General features: G+C 35.8%; 16 protein-coding genes. 5 read left to right on the top strand and 11 right to left on the bottom strand.

What is annotated here, in order from left to right; translation table 11 throughout:
• Nucleotides 1–11: 11 nt before the first annotated feature.
• The 4 genes from DSM106972_RS22975 to DSM106972_RS22990 form a co-directional block, all read right to left on the bottom strand.
• Nucleotides 12–623, bottom strand: a complete 612-nt coding sequence (locus DSM106972_RS22975; protein ID WP_127082896.1) for a hypothetical protein — start codon at nucleotides 621–623, stop codon at nucleotides 12–14.
• A 123-nt stretch (nucleotides 624–746) separates the two neighbouring features.
• Nucleotides 747–2,210 (bottom strand): hypothetical protein, encoded by a 1,464-nt coding sequence (locus DSM106972_RS22980; RefSeq protein WP_127082897.1) that lies wholly within the window; start codon nucleotides 2,208–2,210, stop codon nucleotides 747–749.
• Nucleotides 2,211–2,216: 6 nt separating this feature from the next.
• Nucleotides 2,217–2,630: a hypothetical protein gene (locus tag DSM106972_RS22985; protein ID WP_127082898.1), complete on the bottom strand. Its 414-nt coding sequence runs from the start codon at nucleotides 2,628–2,630 to the stop codon at nucleotides 2,217–2,219.
• On the bottom strand, nucleotides 2,627–4,867 hold the full coding sequence (locus tag DSM106972_RS22990) for a CHAT domain-containing tetratricopeptide repeat protein (RefSeq protein WP_127082899.1): 2,241 nt from the start codon (nucleotides 4,865–4,867) through the stop codon (nucleotides 2,627–2,629). Before DSM106972_RS22990 ends, DSM106972_RS22985 begins: the two co-directional genes overlap by 4 nt.
• 353 nt (nucleotides 4,868–5,220) lie before the next feature.
• On the opposite strand from DSM106972_RS22990, the gene DSM106972_RS22995 reads away from it, so the two are divergent.
• Nucleotides 5,221–5,988 carry a zinc-binding dehydrogenase gene (locus tag DSM106972_RS22995; protein ID WP_233787663.1) on the top strand — a complete coding sequence of 256 codons (768 nt, stop codon included), beginning with the start codon at nucleotides 5,221–5,223 and terminating at the stop codon, nucleotides 5,986–5,988.
• Nucleotides 5,989–6,101: 113 nt separating this feature from the next.
• Here the strand turns inward: DSM106972_RS22995 and DSM106972_RS55395 are convergent, their stop codons facing one another.
• The 4 genes from DSM106972_RS55395 to DSM106972_RS23015 all read right to left on the bottom strand — a co-directional run bounded on the left by DSM106972_RS55395 (nucleotide 6,102) and on the right by DSM106972_RS23015 (nucleotide 11,182).
• Nucleotides 6,102–6,461 (bottom strand): Imm5 family immunity protein, encoded by a 360-nt coding sequence (locus DSM106972_RS55395; RefSeq protein WP_127082901.1) that lies wholly within the window; start codon nucleotides 6,459–6,461, stop codon nucleotides 6,102–6,104.
• Between the two features lie 496 nt (nucleotides 6,462–6,957).
• Entirely contained in the window at nucleotides 6,958–7,146 is a 189-nt protein-coding gene (locus DSM106972_RS23005; protein ID WP_127082902.1) for a DUF8622 domain-containing protein, read from the bottom strand.
• Nucleotides 7,137–9,836, bottom strand: coding sequence for an ATP-binding protein (locus DSM106972_RS23010; RefSeq protein WP_233787212.1), 2,700 nt, complete (start codon nucleotides 9,834–9,836; stop codon nucleotides 7,137–7,139). The genes DSM106972_RS23005 and DSM106972_RS23010 overlap by 10 nt, the downstream gene beginning before the upstream one ends.
• A complete protein-coding gene (locus tag DSM106972_RS23015; RefSeq protein ID WP_127082903.1) occupies nucleotides 9,833–11,182 on the bottom strand; it encodes an AAA family ATPase in 1,350 nt (449 codons plus the stop codon). Before DSM106972_RS23015 ends, DSM106972_RS23010 begins: the two co-directional genes overlap by 4 nt.
• 240 nt (nucleotides 11,183–11,422) lie before the next feature.
• Here DSM106972_RS23015 and DSM106972_RS23020 point away from each other — a divergent pair, with 240 nt between their 5' ends.
• From DSM106972_RS23020 to DSM106972_RS23035, 4 genes are all read left to right on the top strand, one after another.
• Nucleotides 11,423–12,703, top strand: coding sequence for a glycosyltransferase family 2 protein (locus DSM106972_RS23020; protein ID WP_127082904.1), 1,281 nt, complete (start codon nucleotides 11,423–11,425; stop codon nucleotides 12,701–12,703).
• A gap of 145 nt (nucleotides 12,704–12,848) precedes the next feature.
• The gene (locus tag DSM106972_RS23025) at nucleotides 12,849–14,552 is read left to right on the top strand and encodes an N-acyl-D-amino-acid deacylase family protein (protein ID WP_127082905.1); all 1,704 of its coding nucleotides are present in this window, start codon (nucleotides 12,849–12,851) and stop codon (nucleotides 14,550–14,552) included.
• A gap of 68 nt (nucleotides 14,553–14,620) precedes the next feature.
• A complete protein-coding gene (locus tag DSM106972_RS23030) occupies nucleotides 14,621–15,019 on the top strand; it encodes an Mpo1-like protein (protein ID WP_127082906.1) in 399 nt (132 codons plus the stop codon).
• Between the two features lie 187 nt (nucleotides 15,020–15,206).
• Nucleotides 15,207–15,614, top strand: a complete 408-nt coding sequence (locus DSM106972_RS23035; protein ID WP_127082907.1) for a GNAT family N-acetyltransferase — start codon at nucleotides 15,207–15,209, stop codon at nucleotides 15,612–15,614.
• Nucleotides 15,615–15,668: 54 nt separating this feature from the next.
• Here the strand turns inward: DSM106972_RS23035 and DSM106972_RS23040 are convergent, their stop codons facing one another.
• The 3 genes from DSM106972_RS23040 to DSM106972_RS23050 all read right to left on the bottom strand — a co-directional run bounded on the left by DSM106972_RS23040 (nucleotide 15,669) and on the right by DSM106972_RS23050 (nucleotide 17,673).
• Nucleotides 15,669–16,499: a hypothetical protein gene (locus tag DSM106972_RS23040; protein ID WP_127082908.1), complete on the bottom strand. Its 831-nt coding sequence runs from the start codon at nucleotides 16,497–16,499 to the stop codon at nucleotides 15,669–15,671.
• A gap of 101 nt (nucleotides 16,500–16,600) precedes the next feature.
• Entirely contained in the window at nucleotides 16,601–17,332 is a 732-nt protein-coding gene (locus DSM106972_RS23045) for a peptidylprolyl isomerase (RefSeq protein WP_127082909.1), read from the bottom strand.
• 53 nt (nucleotides 17,333–17,385) lie between these two features.
• Entirely contained in the window at nucleotides 17,386–17,673 is a 288-nt protein-coding gene (locus DSM106972_RS23050) for a hypothetical protein (RefSeq protein ID WP_127082910.1), read from the bottom strand.
• Nucleotides 17,674–17,699: the final 26 nt, after the last annotated feature.

The following is a 17,699-nucleotide window of genomic DNA, read 5'->3' on the forward strand; positions in this document are numbered from 1 at the left end:
AGATTATACCTCTATTTACTTTTATTTTTATGATAAACAAATTTTACTTGACCGTTACTGTAAAATAGAAAGACACCGTTTGGGTCAGCAACAACAATATGCTGTTTTCTAATTTGAGCTAACGCACAAAGATAAGGATAACAATCCTCTTCACATATACCTTTAGAAACACCGATAGAATTACAAGGTTTAATTACTGATATTTGTTTTTCAGCGTGCGAACGATAGTGACGGCCAGGATTTAACTCTGAATCTAAATCCCATTTTTTTGTCTCATAACCATATCTCTTGAATTCTTCTATACGATTTTGATAAAACTCTGTAATTAATGTTTCATTTTGTACTAATAATATACCATTATTTTCAGCTATAAACACTGTCCATTTAGGGTTTAAGGAATTCCAGCCACTCACAACACCTACGTTTTCACTTACAGCAATTGTTTTTTTCTTCTCCATTTTGGGCTTCACTAATTGACCGCTTAGAAGGATAGAATATATTGATAATGCTTTTTGTTGATAATCAAGAGCATTTTCAATACACGTCATAATCGAAGCCGCAACTTCTGGTTCTAAGTTTGATACTAATTCTTCAAAATTTGCTACAACTTGTAAATCTGTCATAAATATCGAGCGCGGACAGCAGAAATATAGCACACTTATTCCGCAACTATTTTAATACATTTAGGCTCTATTAAATAAAAAAATTAAGTATATACAAGAGGCATTGTACAAGAGAAAGAGAGATTATTTAGTAGATAAATGGCGAGACTGTAAGCGTTTCTGAGTAATCCAACCAGCTATACATCCTAGAATTGTACTAAGCACTAGCACTAGCAGCATATTAAAAATAGGTTCGGGAAATGGTTGTTTATAAGTAAGAGGCTTTATAGATGGCAATCCATAAATGTCTTTCACAAATGGAGAAATAACACTAGTACTTAATGAGGCAGTAGCAACTGCCACACCTACAACAGCTATCTTGTTTTGAAAGTTAGTGTTTTGGGTCTCAAGACGACGATCACGTTCAGCTTGTTCTATTTCTACAATACCTCTAATACTATTAAGCTGATTTTCTAAAATATTTACCGCAGGAGTTAAGTTTTCATAGTCTTTCTTTGCCTGTATTAAGTATTTTTGCTGAACAATAACACTGAAATCCTCAAAAAATTTCAAATCAGTATCACCAAACTTTGTTAAATTCTCTTTAATGTAATTATCCATATATTTTAAATGTTCTTGGTAATTATATAAATTTATTTCAATTGTACCACGTTGAATTTCTAAATAATTGAGATTTATTACATATTTATAATAAGTTTGAATATTGCTTTCTAAAATTAATTTTAACTTTTGCAAGTCAAAATTATTATTTAGTATATTGATTGTTTCTCTGATACTTCTAAATCCTTCTTTGAGTTTTAATTTAATACAATAAATTTCGCTGTAAGCCCATAAAATTTTATTACGATAACAAAACAACCGCATCCAATCATCGTAAAATTCGGCTGCATTTTCCATACTTTCTTTATTAGGATAAATAAAGATGAGGACATGAATATTACCTTCTACACTTTTCAAATTTTGTGATGGTTGCCATACTTCAAATACTGAAGCTTTTAAAAACTTACCAATTTTTCTATATTGCCATTGCTTTGCTATCAAATCTTCATATGCTTTATTAGTTAAATATTTAGGCTTGTCTTCTAGCATAAATACTTTATAAATATTTTTTGCTAAATTTTCATGGTCGATACTTAAATTAGGTATTATTCCTGAAATCAACCATGTTTTACCTAAAATTCCTTGTACTGATTTTGTTTGCTGTTTAAGGTATCTTAATGAATCAAGCGTTTGAGGAATATATTCCTTATTTATATCTTTATTATCAACAGAACAATCGAATAAAAGGCCATAGGTATCATTTAAACGAACAGGATAATAATAACTTTTCAAAACATAATTATTTAAATATTGAACAAAATCAAAATCTTGTGAACTTTTACCTGCTATTTCTACTAATTTTATATATTCTTGATTTTCAAATGCCAACTCTCTATCATAAATGCTAGTTAGTATATTTTCAATATCTTGAGGTAAAATTTTCAAGAAATTATCACGGCGTTTTTTGATTTCATCCTGACTATCTCCTAATCCTTCCCCAAGTTGGTAAGCAAATAAATCAAGCGTTGGATAAATTAATTTACTCATTACTAATTACTGATTGTTTGGGCTTTGTGTATCTTTTTCAACTTGCTCTTTAACTTTTATAAATACTTCATTTATTGTTGGTGTAGGAGCAATAAAATTATCTATAATAATAGGGGCTGTTGTAGGTTGTATATCTTTATCTTTAGGATAAAATCCTTTATTTCGTTCCTGAGCTTGATAATCTCTAAATATATTTTTACGACAAGTACGATACTCGTTATAGATATCGGGATAATCTTTTACTAGTTTAATTAGATTTTCTACAGAACTAGAATTTGGATTTGCCAAGATTTGGCTTAATTGCTGCTCTATTTCTAGCTTCAAAGAATCAGGTATCAAAGAGTTTAGTTGATCTAGAGCTTTTCGTAGCGCTTGCAATACGATTGCCTCAGTTGTGTTGTTTGTGTATGGAAGTGTCATATTGTAAAATTACCAGTAACGGTGAAAGCAGCCCAGTGGTATGGATGAGCATACGGGCAATAGTGTATTCCTATTTTACCTGCTTTTTCTTGGAAGTCAGCAGCAGCATCTTCTAAATTTTCACTTTGGAGTAAATTATTAGCTAATATTTCGGCAATATCAAGGCACCACTGAGCAAGAGTGTCGTGTGTAGCGTCACGTAGCCACAGTTGTGCTTGTTTAAGAGCAATTGGCGGAGAAAAATTAGGAAGCAATTGGTAAAAACGAATCATTAATAGGGCAGCTGAGATTTCATCGACTCGCCACAAAGTGCTGACAACACAAGATGCACCAGTCGCTAAGAAGCCAGCAGCTAAACCAACAAATTCATCTATTAAGCCTTGTTTGCTAGTCTTTCCAGTTTCGCAAGCAGACAAACATATAAGGTGGTAATGCTTAAAATCTAATCTGAATAAATCTTGTAATCTTAACTGCTCGGTATTTGCGAATAACAAGGCTGAGTCTACAGGGTTATTGGTATTGTGATATGCGTGACCTGTAAAGTGAAAAATTCCAGACGTAATTTTTAATGCCTGAATAAATGCTTCGAGAGTACAAGCTGAACCAGTGAGACGGTAGCAAGGTTGATACATATTGGTAATGGCGGCTGATTCAATTTCAGCATATAGCAAAGATGTCTCATCCAATTTTTGTAATTTGTCCTGATTTTTAACTGTTTTGGGATGTTCTATGCTAAGTATAGGCAATTTGTCAATCATATCTAAAATACTAGGGAAAGATTTTTGCAAATCTATGCCTACTTGAATACTGGGCAAATAGGTGATTGAAACTGTGTCTGAAAATAGGATATGAAGAGGCAGCAAATGCAAATCTCTATGAGGAATAAGTATTAATTGACTGATGTCCTCTAGCATTGACTCAATTATTGGAACTTTTAGAATTGATGCTAATTTAGATAATGTTTCGTCGTGTATAATTTCGTTATATTTTTCTGCTGCGTATGTTTTGAATCCACTTTTTACATCCTGTTTCCAAGTTTTCATCCAACCTTCAAACTTTTGCAGTTGCCTATCAGCCCCAGCAGATGTATTATCAGCTGTTAAAATAAATCCTATCACTGGTTCATTGTGTTTAAGGATAAATGTGGTGATCGCAGCAGGGCTAATGTGCCAATAAATAACAGATGTTTGAGAATTGACTAAAGGTATACTTGTAAAAACATCTACTTCTGCTGGCTCAACCCAACGGTTTTCGCGAAGCCAATGCAAACACAGGTTTTTGCGCCACTCGGCTAACTCTAGAGCCGCACTCCAATTGCCTGACTCAGCTAAAGAATCTACGCGATATTGATTAAATGCAGCAAACTTTCGTGCTAACTGAATTTTTTTAGTATTTGATTGTGTTTGTTGCAATAAACTTCCTAATAACTCTGAACCTTCGGATTCTAACATACAGTATTTATCTTTTTCACCTAAGCCTTTCAGCACCTTAATAAGAGCTTGTATAATTTCCAAATGTGGTATTGGAAAATGCTTAAAAGTCAGAAATTTGAGAGCTTCATGATAACTTTTTACCGCTTCTTGCCAGCATGGAAAAGGATTTTCTTGATGCTGCCCATGCAGATATTGTGCAAGACCCTTCGCTTCATGTAATCTGCCACAACCTTCTTGGTAGTTACGGGCTTTATAACCGCGAGTTTTTGGTTTTAGTTGCTGTAAACCAGCATCCCAGTTTTTTAAGGCTTCTTGGTAGCGTGAGGAAAAGAAAAGTGCCCAACCCTTGTTTTTCCAAGCTCGCCAGTACTGATTATCTAACTGCAATGCACGATCATAGGATTCAATTGCGTCTTTGTAGTTACGCAAGCTTTTATACGCATTACCTCGATTATTCCACGCTTGGTGATACTTACTATGTGTGATAGTCAGAGCCTTATTGTACTTGGATATTGCTTCATCATAACGTTCTAATTCATCTAATACTAAACCAAGATTATTCCAAGCTTTGTGATAATCATTTTTTATTTCCAAAGATCTGCTGCAACTAATAATTGCTTCTTGATATCTACCTACCATTCTTAAAGCAAGCGCTTTGTAGTACCAAGCAGTGTATTTTCTCGGAACAAGATCAAGAGCGTGATCAAAGCATATTATTGCGTCTTCATAATTTTTGTCTTCCCAGTATAGCTTTTTTCCTTGGTTAAACCATTCATCGGCGCTTTTCGGTTCACGCTGAGTCATCTAGCATAGTCTCCATACACTTAATACCAGTATGACCCAGCAAGAAAGTTTTTGACTTAGGAACAAAATAATTGAGGTAAGTCCTTTGCCAGGTAATTGCCTCAAAATTCTTTTATATCTTTTGATTCGTACATTTTTTAGGAACTAAAAAACGGAGGGAGCGAAATGACAAGGGTTTTAGTGTTTCCTCACAGAGCAAGGGCATTTTCAGTTTGACTCGAAACCAATCATTTAGTTCATAAATACTTTATAGTATTTATATTAAATTTTAACTGCCACTAAACATTTCTATTTTCTTAACTACGGATTGTGAACCTCAAAACCCGAAACAAGGTGATCAAGTCTTAGCTCCGTTGGCTTTTTCTGATGGCACTTGCGAATTTTGCGGTAAAGGTTTACAAACTTCTTGTTTTGAAGGTGGTTTTTGGGGTGGACAAGCTGAAGCAGTATGGGCGCCGTTTGCCGATGGTACTCTTGTAGCAATTCCTCATGAAGTGGAAGGCGACGAAGCGATGCTCAAAGCCATATTACCGCTTACTGATGTAATGTCTACAGGTCATCATGCAGCAGTTTCTGCGGGGGTACAAAAAGGTAAAACAGCAGCAGTTCTTGGTGATGGCGCCGTGGGTTTATGTGGTGTACTCGCAGCAAAGCGCTTAGGTGCAGAGCGAATTATTATATTAGGGCGCCACGAAAAACGTCCTGCTATAGCTCAACGCTTTGGTGCTACTGATGTAGTAAAAAGCAGAGACGAGCAAGCAGTAGAAGAAGTAATCGAAATGACCAAAGGTGGCGCCGAGTCAGTATTAGAATGTGTTGGTACTGAGTCATCAATGGACACAGCAATAAAAATCATCCGTCCTGGTGGCGCCGTTGGTTTTGTCGGGGTTCCTCACGGTAGTGGGTCAATAAATTTGAGCAGAATGTTCATGTCTAATATCGCTTTATACAGTGGAGTGGCGCCTGCACGTGCTTATATTCCCGAACTATTAAAAGACACAGTAGCAGGTAAACTAGACTCTTCAGCAGTATTAGATATAACAGTTGACCTAAACGGCGTTCCCTCTGGCTATGCCGCAATGGATAACAGAGAAGCAATTAAAATCATGGTACAACCATAATCAATTGTGCAATTAATTGTGGAATGGGCATCAATTGTGGAATGGGCATCCTTGCCCGTTCTAATATGGAGCTAGGCATCTTGCCCACCCCATAAGAAAATGTAAGAGATTTTTTACTTACAAGTCTTTAAAACCAAATCAAGATTTGAATTATCTTCGACAGCAGACCAAGCAGCAGGAACAGCTTGTGTTAACCACCAGTTCCAAAATTCTAACCGTTTAATAGGGTTCTGTTCTCCAGATACAGTTTTCCATACTGCTCCATCCGCATATGCACAAGCAGCAAAGAAACTACTATCGTTACCTTCAGTTGATATCGCCGATGTCACTGCATTTCTTGCTTCAGAAGATAGTCGTTGGGTAACAGGGCAATACATCGAAGCAAGTGGTGGATTTAAATTGTAAAAATCTTGTGGAATAGGCTCTTGTGGGATACGCGTCCCGCCTGTCCATAAAAAAATATATCCATTCAAAAACAATAAGTAATTTTATTTTTACTGGGCATAACCAAAAATTTTTGAATGAAAGATATAACGAAGCAGGTTACGCATACGGTATCGAAGCGAATCAATTCCTTATCGAACAGAAAACTATACTTTCTTTCCTTTGCTCTAGTTCTTTAAGGAATTTAATTACAATTGCCGATTCTTGCGTACTTAGCGTGCTAATTTAGTGAAACATTAGCTTAAAATCCGTGTCGGGCTTATATTACAGCCATTATTATCTTAAAAATGGTGTTCTTGTCTGAAATTAAAACTATAAGCGTCTGCCTTGTAAATAAAGCATAGTTATAAATTTTAATTAAAATTTAGCACGCTATGTACGAAAGAACCCAAAATTTAAAATCCTCATTCCGAAGAAATATTATTTAAGAGCAAATTCTCTATCCTAAGAGGTATATTTTGTCTTTTATATACCAGTACGAAATTACTGAGAGACGTTACATATAACGTCTCTACAATAACCACATTATTTTTTGGCTTTTTCAGCTTTCCAGGTTCCCCCGTAGACGTAAAATGGGTTATCTTGGCTAATGTCCTGCCAACAATTTGGACATACGAAAACCCAATCTCCTTCTTCTTCGTATTTGACACGGTACAAAACAGGCGCCGATTGATTACATATGTGACAAGGTTTTACGCGCGCTCTTACAGCCATACTTTAATAAGTAGTACTATCAATAATACTATTATAATTAATAAAATGAATAATATGCAGTTATAAAATTTGATTTTTGTTTGTAACTGCTGAAGTTTGATAATTAAGTCATTTACTTTTGGTTGCTGCTTTTGAATAAATGTCGCTAAATAGTCATGAACGAGTTGATAACGGTCTTCAGGGTTGGTAGGTATTAATACTACAATACCCGCTGTCACGAAAATTTGTAAGACTAAATCTAATTGTTTATCATTTATTAAAGTTGGTTTCCAATTAGTATCTGTAATTCTTAAAATAAAATCTTGTTTCAACTCTGTACGAGTTTTAGCAGGTCGAATTCCTTTTTCATCAGTCAGCAAGTATAATAATATTTCTGCTACTTTTTGATTTTCATCTCCACAATCTTTAACTACTTCTTGTAAGTAGCGTTTAATCAGTTCTTGTTTTGTTCCAATCTGTTTATATTGTGCTGATGTTGTAATATTTTCTGTTTCTAACTGCGCGCAAACAATTTGTAATTCAATAGGACGCACTTCACCAAATTTAATTGATAAGTCATGTACTAAACGCTTAATTAAATCTTGTTCTAGATAGTGTTTTGAACGTTTGCTTAAACGCTCAATTAATGTTTCTGCATCGTTGATTGAAAAATTACCTAGTTCATATAAAACGTTTTTACTAAGTAAATCATGGTTAATAATATTCATGCTAGGAATTTGAATACATTCGAGCAAGTAATGTAAATATTCTTTGCGTAATGATAATATAACTTTGACTCCTAGTATATTTAAACATGCTCCTAAAAATGAAAAAAACTCACGGCGCCGTTGATAGGTGTTATATTTAAATAAAAATTCCTCAAATTGGTCAAAAATTAGTATAATTTTAAAATTATACGTACAAGATTCTCGTAGAGTTTGCAAAATCTCATCTGATGTGAATTTATTGTGTTCTTGTGTTGCTGGTAGCACTGAAAATAATGCTTTGTTTAATTCATTAATCCAGTTATCATAATATCGCACAAATACAGGTATAATATTATTACGAGTATTTATGTTTGTTTGTTTAATGGCGGGAATTAAACCAGCTTGTACGAGCGAAGTTTTTCCAACACCAGAATATCCATGAATAACGATTAATTTATGGTCTGGACGCATTAGACGTTCGAGTAAGTGTTTAACATCTTGCTCGCGTCCAGATGCAGTAATTTCCGGCGCCAGTGTTTCTTCAATTGAGCTATCATTTACTCTATCTATAATTTGAGTTAAGCTTGACTGGGGTTTTCGCTGCGGTTGAATTTTTCCGGCGCCGATAAATGCTCTAAACCCATATTGCTGTTCGGTAGAACGTATTTCTAGTTTGACTCGAAAAGCTTCAAGATAAAGGTTTTGTTTTAAATATACAGTTCTTAGTAACTGTAAAATCTGAATAAACTGTTGAGGGTTATCTTTATGACCAAGAAAACGCGCTTTTTGTAAATGATTTACTGCACGCGGTGTTCTACCTAATTTAAGTTCTGTCTGAGCTAATAATAGTAAATATAGTCCTTGATGCTGTTGTGCAACTGGGTCTTTAATAATATAGTGTAACGCTTGATATGCATGTTGTTTGGCTTGATTCCAAAGTCGTTTACTCAAAGCTGCTTCTGCTAAAAAACCATAAGCACGTGCGACTCGTGTTGAATTACCATATAATTTCTGTAAATTTAAGGCTGTTAGTGCTAAATTTTGCAACTCGTCCCATGCTTCTAACCGTCGTAGTGTTTCACCTAATGGGTTAATATATTTAGCTACTAAGTTTGGATAGTTTGCTTCAGTAAATATACTAATGCATTTGTCAAAAAAATATCTTGCTTGCTCTAAGTATTGTCGTGAAACTGTTTTTTGTTCAGCTTTTTGGTAGTAACATAATCCGATATGAAAAAGTAGTACTCCTGCACGCATTTCAAATAGTTCTTCTTGATTCCAAAAAATCAAACTACGCTGAAAATAATCTAAAGCTGTATCTATGTGATTTTTTAGATAAGCTTCTTGTCCACGTACAAAATCTACACCTGCTTGTATTATAGGTTCTACTGGGTATTTTATCAGTTTTAAATCGTAATAGTATCTAATAATTTCTCGGCGCCGGATATATCCTATTTGCCAACCAATAGAATATGTGTCAGAAAAAAGTGCAAATTCAAAAATTGCGTCAGTATCGCATTTTAGTTGTTTGATAAGTTCCGAGGTGCTAATGGTAAATTCTATGGTGGTTGCCCAGCTTTCAAAGTCACTCGATAGCCGCATCATTTTGGCTAAAATTTCATCGTTTACCCATAATACTATGGGGAAATTAAAGTTTTTACGAAATTCTTCGCGAATTAAGTTTGTTGTGGTTAGTAACTGGTCTATATTTAAGTGTGTTTCTAAACCCCATACCATGACTGCATCTGGTTGTTTGGGTTGAAGTGCTTCTATTTTTTGGTACAAGCTCGTTTCTGTTTTTTTTAAGTTTAGTATGGGTATTTTAATGTCTGTTAGTTTTTGCAGGTGTTTGTATAAAACTGAGCGTAAAAGTATGTAGTTACAGTGTGCTAAGATTAATCGAAATTCTCCTTGTGATGCTGATAATGTCCACGCTAGTTCTTCTAAAGATGGAGAGATTTCTGGGTAGATGGCATCGGTTTTTTTGTTTTGGAAAGACATCATGGTTTTAGTTCTTCTGATTCTATTAATATTGGGTTTACGTCGAACCAAGATTCTCCGTGGTAGTTGCGGTATTCAAATACTAAGCGACTATGAATGAGTTTTTGATAGTCTCTGTCTCCACCCACTTTTTTTCGGATGCGTACTTGTCGTAGAAGTTCCCATTCTTCTTCACATATTTGCATAGTCATTTCGTTTCGACGCGAACGAATTAATGCTTCTAGTGTTTGTTTTTGTAGCGGAAGTTTTCTTTGGCGTTGAATCCAGTTGTTTAGTAATCTGAGTAAGTCACGTACATGACCACCGCTAATTTGGCATAAACGGTCTAAGCTTTCGGGTGTATCAAATATTTGGGTTATTTTGCTTAGACGTTCGTTTGCGTCTAAATTAGGGAAAGCCCGTGCTAGTACCATGTGACGCATCAGTTGTATTCCTGCTTCATCATAACTACCGTCTTTATGATGGACTGGTACCATTGGTAAGACTCTTGGTTCTTCAGGAAAACGCTGTGTTAGGTTATTGTAGTCGTTAGAGAATTTTAAGGCTAAGGGCATTGTGTAGACTACATGGCAATGTAGTTTTGTTAGATATTCGCTTTGGTCGATGAATAAATACTCTTGTTGCGGGCGCCCCCAAGGTTTCGCGCGACTGTCGATACGGTCAAGGTTATCGACAATGACAACAAGTCCATTTTTACCGCGTTGTTTGAGTTTTTTAATAGCGGGTTCTAGCAACTCTGTATTTATCGCTTCTAATAACTTACCTTTTTGAGGCGCCAAATACTGGTTGAGTCGTTCGCGTAACATCGCATCACCTTTGGTTCTAGTTGTAATTTCACCAATACCAACTGAGAGCGAAAACTTATCTCCATCTAAATTAAAACCAACATCACCAATAGGAAGCTTTGCTTTTATCCCAATAATCTCTGAATTCAAAATTTTCCAGGCGCCGATTAGTAATTCTTTGAGTTTACCAGGTTCGCTTAATTTAATATCAACCAAACTTTGACTAACGTGACGCGCAACAGCTAGTAGAAAATCACCAATATCAACATCAGCCATTTCTAAGTCTTGACTAGACTCAAAGTAAACTACATAAAAGTTTTCTTTTTCTAACTCTAATTTTAACTGTAATAATTCTGTAGATTTACCGCAACCGATGTGACCTGTGAATAATTGACAAGTCGGCTCATATGGAGAGAAAAAACTAATATTATCTCTCAACTCCTCAATAATTTTTCCACCTCTGACCGAAGAAAAATCGATATACAACTTCTGGTCTTCAACATTATCAAAAACTATCGTCTTACTAGGATTTGTCGCCTGATAAAAGGCACGTAAATCTATCATGTTTCTATTCCTTTTTTTCTTTGTAGTTCGTAAAAATAGTTCCGTGAATTTACTGTTTACATTTATAAAAAAGCAATAATACTTACATAACTAATTGATAAACCGAGCTTAATATAATGGTATATTTTTTATCAATAAAGTGTGTAGTCTACAAAAATACATTTAAAAAAATACTTAAAAACTCTCTGTGTCCTCTGTGTCTCTGTGGTAATGTTAAGTATATATATCTACTACACAGTAATGAGAAACATTACCTTAGAACAAAACCACAATACAACTAACTATAGGCGCCTCAAAGCCATCACAATAGTAGTCTCAGTTTGGAGTATTATCAGCTTGATGCACCTAATACCCATTACACGCTGGTTCATGTTGGTATTAACACTTATCTTGACTTGGCAAGCAGTAAGAATGCTCATAGCCAAACCAAAGACTTTGATTAATTTAAACGAAGCTTATTTACCTACTGTAACAATTCTAGTTCCAGCCAAAAATGAAAGTATAGTATTACCTAATATAGTTGAAAGCTTATTTCATTTAGATTATCCAGCATCAAATTTAGACATTTGGATTATTAATGACGCTAGTACAGATAATACTCGTCAACGTTTAGAAAAATTACAATCTCAATTTTCTGCATTACAAGTTTATCATCGTGAAACTTCAGGTGGAGGTAAATCAGGCGCCTTAAATGCAGTATTCGGCGCCACGAAAGGAGAAATTATTCTTGTTTGCGATGCTGACGCACAATTTCCCACTAACTTTTTACAACAAACACTTCCAATATTTCAAGACAACACAATTGGCGCAGTACAAGTAAGAAAAACAATTGCTAATCGTAATCTTAATTTTCTCACTCGCTGTCAACAAATGGAAATGAGTTGTGATGCTTGGTTACAAACTCATCGCATTGCAGCTTCTGGTATGACAGAACTGCGGGGAAGTGGAATGTTTGTAAGGCGCCAGCTTATAGAGAAATGTAACGGCTGGAATGAAAACACCGTTACCGATGATTTAGACTTGGCATTTAGATTATATATTGCAGGAGCAGAAATTGAGTTTATCACGGCGCCTGCTATTAAAGAACAAGGAGTAACAACCTTGGGACAACTATGGCATCAACGCTATCGTTGGTCACTAGGAGGTTATCAGCGTTATTTAGACTATTTACCACAAATGCTAAATTTGGGTTGGAAAAAAGAAATAGATTTACTTTTATTTTTATTACTACAGTTTGTTTTACCAATTGGACTAATTCCAGATTTATTATGGACAGTTTTTTATAGCCATAATGCCGTACTGCTTCCACTTCAAACCCTCCTAGGTATAATTCTCACCATTGGTTTTATAGCAGGACTATACCAATTTCAAAACTTACGGGGATGGTCATTATTATGGTCAACGCTTCAAGGCTCTTTTTACATGCTGCACTGGATACCAATTATGATTGTTACTACACTTAGTTTATGTATAAAGCCGCAACAGTTAAACTGGGTAAAAACTGAGCATTATGGAAATTAAAGACTTACGTACATTACTGCACAGGCTTCTAGCCTGTGCTACAAGACGTACCTTGCATACCAGTTATGATTGTGACCACTGCACGCTTATATATAAAGTTACAACAGTTAAACTAGGTAAAAACTGAGTATTATGGAAATTAATTATGCTAGACCTATTAATAAAAAACGGTTTAGTTTTTGACGGGTTAGGAACGGCGCCAGTGCGTCGAGATATTGCTATTCAAAGTGGGCAAATTGTCAATATCGCTCCATCGCTATCTATGGATGCACATAAAATCGTTGATGCAACGGACTTATGGGTAACACCTGGTTTTATTGATATTCATACGCACTATGATTTAGAAGTAGAGATAGCACCCGGTTTAAGCGAGTCAGTTCGTCATGGAGTAACGAGTGTAGTTATTGGGAATTGTAGCTTGTCCGTGGCAATAGGGGCGCCGCAAGTACTAGCAGACATTTTTCAACGAGTCGAAACGCTCTCACACAGACTAATTGAGAAATGGTTACAAAAATCTGTTTCGTGGCAAACTCCCAAAGAATATTTACAACACTTACAGCAGTTACCGTTAGGGCCAAACGTAGCAGTAATGTTTGGACATAGTGCATTACGCGCGCATGTCATGGGGTTGGAACGTAGCTTAACTGCTCAACCCAACGCAAAAGAACTACAAATAATGAAGGATATCGCAGCAAAAGCATTATTATCAGGATTTATTGGTATCTCTATAGATATGTTTCCTTGGCATTTAATGAGTGGAGAATGGAGTGGTTGCACTATTCCTTCGCAACACGCGCAATATAAAGAATATGCAATGCTGGCAAATTTATGTCGGCAACACGATAAAGTTTTTCAGGTAACACCAAACCTACAGCGACTAGCTTCATTTTGGGAAATTTTTCGGATGAGTATAGGAAAGCGACCTTTGCGCTTAACTGTGCTAAGTGCATTAGATGCTGTTCACGACCGTAAACTCTGGAGAGTATTTGCTCCTATATTATTCTTTTGGAACCGAATAATGAGAGGCAATGTCAGGTTTCAAACTCTAACAGAACCCTTTACAATTTATTCCAACGGCCCAGTTACACCATTATTTGAAGAATTTGCTTGTGGTGTAAAGCTGAATGGTTGTAACTCCAGAGAAGAACGTCAAATACTATGGACATCACCTGGTTTTGTATCTCAATTTCGTACTGACTGGTGTAATAAATGGCGCCGTTCATTTCATCGTCAGTTAGAAAACATGGAAATAGTACGCTGTCCAGATGAAACATGGCAAGGTTTAAGCTTTGCAGAAGTTGCACGTAAAAGACAGCAAGACCCCTTAGACTTTTTTATCGAAGCATTACAACTATATGATATAGATTTACGATGGGTAGCAACAGGCGCCAACGACCGACTCGAACCCAGAAAAGCAATGATGTCACACCCGCATATATTACCAGGTTTTACCGATGCAGGGGCACATGTGCGGAACTTAGGATATTATGATGGCGCCTTATCTTTACTCAAACAAGCAGTAGTCACCAAATTTATGAAACCCGAAATAGCAATTTCTCGCGTAACAGGAGAACCTGCCCAATGGTTTCGGTTAGATACAGGAGTAATAAAAATAGGCGCCAAAGCCGATATAGTTATTATCAACCCTAATGCACTCAATCAACCCATCAGTCCCCAAATAGAAGTTTTCGACCCAGTACTCGACGGAGAACCACGAATGGTTAAACGAGGTTCAGAAGAAATAATTCAAGCCGTATATATTCGCGGTATAAAAGTCATTGACCAAGGTAAAGTAAGTAAACGCTTAGGTCAACAACAACTCGGAACAGTTCTATTCACAAAATCGTAGGTTGGGTGGAGGCTTTGCGTTTACGTAGTACGCCGTAGGCGCAACCCAACATAAATCTTACTTATACTATGAAAAATCCCAAAAACAGTATTAACAATAATATCACAGACCATCCATTTACAGACTATTGGGACATATTTATTCTCAAACACCAACACCCTATTAACATCATCCTTCACATCCTAGGAATATTCATATTTTACAGCTTACTTCTTGGCGCCGCTTACTTTCACAATATTTGGTTACTCTGTGCCTTACCTCTAACACAGCTAGTAGGTTTAACAGGACACTTATTATTTGAACGTAGCCATATTGATATACAAGATGCAGTATTCTCATGGCGCGCCTCTCGTTGTTTAGGAAAAATGTTATGGAGAGTTATAATAGGTAAATATAAAGAGGATATTCAACAACGTTTGGATATATTACACACTTATTTAAGTATTTACCGCAAAAATATTTTGTAATCAAGAAGGATTAGCCCTTGCTTACTGTGCCTCTAAGGGACTTCCAAATAAAAAAATCTCCAATCTCTTCTTGTGGAATGGGCATCCTGCCCGTTCATTTAAAGAAGGCGGGCAAGGATGCCCACCCCACAAGATGGAGAATTAAATTTTTGGAAGTCCCTAAACTGAAACTTCTATATATAATGTTATGGTGACGTACAAAAGTGATTTGAGTAATGTAAACTGGGATGAGATGAAAGCGACTCTCAAAGAAGATGCTTTTGATAATGGCAGAAGTCCACAACAACTTAAAGATTCTTTTGAAAATAGCTATGCAACTTGTATTGCTTATATTGATAATTGTATAGTTGGAACTGCGCGCTTATTGTCGGATGGTATTTGTAATGCCTATCTTGTAGATGTTTGGACATTCACTCCTCATCGGCGCCAAGGTATTGCCAGTAAAATGATATCGTTATTGCTAGAAAAGTTACCTGGTCAACATGTTTGTTTACTTACTGAGGATGCGGTAGATTTTTATGAAAAGTTAGGTTTTTCCGAAGGTGACACTTGTATGGAAAAAGTAATTGGTAAATGGTTAGTAAATCATTCGTAACATTATGTGTTGTAGAGACGCGATAAATCGCGTCTCTACGTGTAAATGTAATTTTTATTTTATTTCTACAGTTAGTTCGTAGGTAGCATTCCCGCGAGTTCCTCCGACTACAATTTGGTAATCTCCATTTGCTGGAAGTTTTCCGCTCCAAGTTGTAGCTTCTTGCTTAATAGTTTTACCATCTGGTGCGATGACATCGAATACAGCGTTATTTTCTAAGGATGTAATTTTTAGATTCATTTGCTGTCCTTGTTTGGCGCCAAGCAAGTAAGTATCGCGCTCACCTCTAATTACGGATTGTTTTATTGTTGTTGAGTTGGCGCCACTAGCAAAGTTGACTCGTACAGGTTTTCTTGCTCCAGTTGTTTCTTTTTCAGCAGTCGCGGTTGTACAATTGGCTTTAGTAAAGGTTTCTCTACCTGTATTTAATTTGGACTCGGTAATTGTCCACGTTTCTTGAGTATTTTGAGTATCTTCTTCTATTTGTGTAACAATGTTAAGCTTTGCTTTATCAGCAGCTAATTCTCCTATTAAGGTTTGGTTATAAGAACTATAATAACTTGCAGCAGGATTTTGGATAGTTGCTTGCACAGTACCACTAATATTATTGGCTGCACCAATATTTATTTCTGCTGTTGCATCAAGCGTTTTTGTTTTGGCTGCATAGCAATATTTACCAGGCGCCAATTGTTTACCAGCTTTATCAGGTGAGGTTGTTGGGGATGTCTGGGATACAGGTGTGACTGTATCTGGTTGAGCCGATGCTACTGGACTAGATGTTACAGTAGGAGATACGCTTGCAGAGTTAGAGTTTGTTTGCCCACAACCTGTTAAATATAAAAGACTAATTACAACAGCACCAGGTAAAAATCGCTTGTTAATCATGATTTGTAGCATTTCCGCTCTTATTGATTCTTAAACGTAAAAACAAGCCGATTATCGTTGATTTCGGAAAAAACCTGTGATATTTAATATTTTTTTCATATTTATCTAATTCCAATATGGTTTAACTCTGAATCTAGCCATGTTCTAAATATTCGGTTTAAAATTTCTTCATAAATTTCTGATGTTAGTTCTGCGGAAACTTTTTCTTCGATTAGAAAAATATAACTTGCTTGCTCAATGCGTATAGGGCCTACTAATTCTCCAACTTTGCTGTTAAATAAAATAGTTGCTACATCTGGTTGTAAATTCCAACGGTATAGTTTACCCTCAAAACCGCAGTCTCGGCGCCTGCGCTCATCACTGTCATATAAATGAGCAGCTTCATAAAAGCTCATTTCGCTTTCTTCAATTTGATAAAAAATTTCTTGTGCGAGTTGCTCGTAAGGAACAACTATTTGATAAAGTATAATTTGTTCAAAATCTAGTTTATTCTCTGCAAAAAAAACTTCAGCATCTTTAGCAAATAACTCTTGAGTTAATTTACTTGCTAGCAAATTATCTCTAATGCCAGCTTCCCAGTCCTCAGAAGTTATTAAATTATCTGTTAACCATGCAATTGTATCGCTAGCTTTGACTAACCTTTTGGCATATCTTTGCCTATCCGCTTCGGTTTGAATTTCTTCGGATGTTAGCGTTATTCCTCGCGATTGAGCAACTTGTTCAATGATTTGCTTTTCTAATACTTTTTGACATACATCTTTTAATTGCATGTCTTTTCTTAGTGCAGCAATAATTTCCTCCGGTTGAATTATTTTACCTTTTAGGCTAATCATAAGGTGTTCACCTCACATAAAATAAAAACTAATTAGAATTATGAGATGACAAACTAAAAAAATAATCCTCTTCTAGAAGATTTTCCCGGTCTTATAAAAAAAGGATTAAACCGACTTCGAGATGACCTATTTGGTGAGTAATTAATCACTAAAAAAATGGGCATGGATATATTCATGGTTGTAACCGTATTACCTATTGAGTGTCCACCTAAAGTATTTACAGCAGATGATGCAGCAGGATAAATACTAAGTGATTGCATAATAGTTGACCAATCAAAACCACCTTTTATATTAGATGCTTCGGTGATTTGCTCCATATGCTCAAGGTCAGAGATAATCATAAATTGCTCCTTTACTATTTATAAAG

Origin of the sequence: Dulcicalothrix desertica PCC 7102 (genome assembly GCF_003991905.1) — a bacterium.
GTDB lineage: Bacteria > Cyanobacteriota > Cyanobacteriia > Cyanobacteriales > Nostocaceae > Dulcicalothrix > Dulcicalothrix desertica.